This window comes from Streptomyces carpinensis, from assembly GCF_002154505.1.
In the GTDB taxonomy this organism is placed as follows: Bacteria; Actinomycetota; Actinomycetes; order Streptomycetales; family Streptomycetaceae; genus Streptomyces; species Streptomyces carpinensis.
Map to the genome: position 1 here is coordinate 1 of NZ_MUBM01000429.1, position 1,041 is coordinate 1,041.

Genomic DNA, 1,041 nt, shown 5'->3' on the forward strand with positions numbered 1-1,041 from the left:
GGAGTGGCCCGACAACGGCCACCCGCGCCGCGCGGGCGTCTCCTCGTTCGGTATCAGCGGCACCAACGCCCACGTCATCGTCGAACAGGCACCCGCGGAACCAGACGCCGAGGCTCCAGTGACGGACGGCAGCACCGCGCCGCGCCCGCTGCCGTGGCTGCTGTCGGCCAAGTCGCCGGAGGCGCTGATCGCGCAGGCCGAACGGCTGCTCCGCCTGGTGGCGGACCGGCCGGAGATCTCCGCGACGGACGTCGCCTTCTCCCTGGCGACCACACGAGCGGTGTTCACCCACCGGGCGGGCCTGGTCGGCACCGACCGCGACGCACTGGTGCGCGCGCTCACCGCCCTGGCCCAGGGCCGCAACGCCCCTGCCATTGCCGCGGCTTCGGGTCGGCGCACCGGCAAGCTGGCGTTCCTGTTCACGGGGCAGGGGGCTCAGCGGCTGGGCATGGGGCGTGGGTTGTACGACGCCTTCCCCGCGTTCGCCGCGGCGCTGGATGAGGTGACGGTTGAGCTGGATCGGTATCTGGATCGTCCGTTGCGTGAGGTGATGTGGGGCGAGGACGCCGAGGCGCTGAACGCCACGGGGTTTGCGCAGCCGGCGTTGTTCGCCGTCGAGGTGGCGCTGTTCCGGTTGGTGGAGGCGTGGGGGGTGCGGCCGGATGTGCTGGTGGGTCACTCCATCGGTGAGCTGGCGGCTGCCCATGTGGCGGGGGTGCTGTCGCTGGCGGATGCGGCCAGGCTGGTGGTGGCTCGTGGGCGCCTGATGCAGGCGCTTCCCGAGGGTGGGGCGATGGTCGCCGTACAGGCGTCGGAGGACGAGGTCCTGCCCCTGCTCACCGAGAGCGTTTCCATTGCCGCGGTCAACGGGCCCGCGTCCGTGGTGGTCTCCGGCACCGAGGACCAAGTACTCGCGATCAGCGAGCACTTCTCCGCTCAGGGTCGTAAGACGAGTCGTCTGTCGGTGTCGCATGCGTTCCACAGTCCGTTGATGGAGCCGATGCTGGCCGATTTCCGTGCTGTGGCGGCCGAGTTGACGTA

1 protein-coding gene is annotated in these 1,041 nt (G+C 70.6%); it reads left to right on the forward strand.

Annotated elements, in window-relative coordinates:
* A partial coding sequence (locus BZY54_RS41900) for an acyltransferase domain-containing protein (protein ID WP_143668251.1) occupies positions 1–1,041 on the forward strand: 1,041 nt, incomplete at both ends.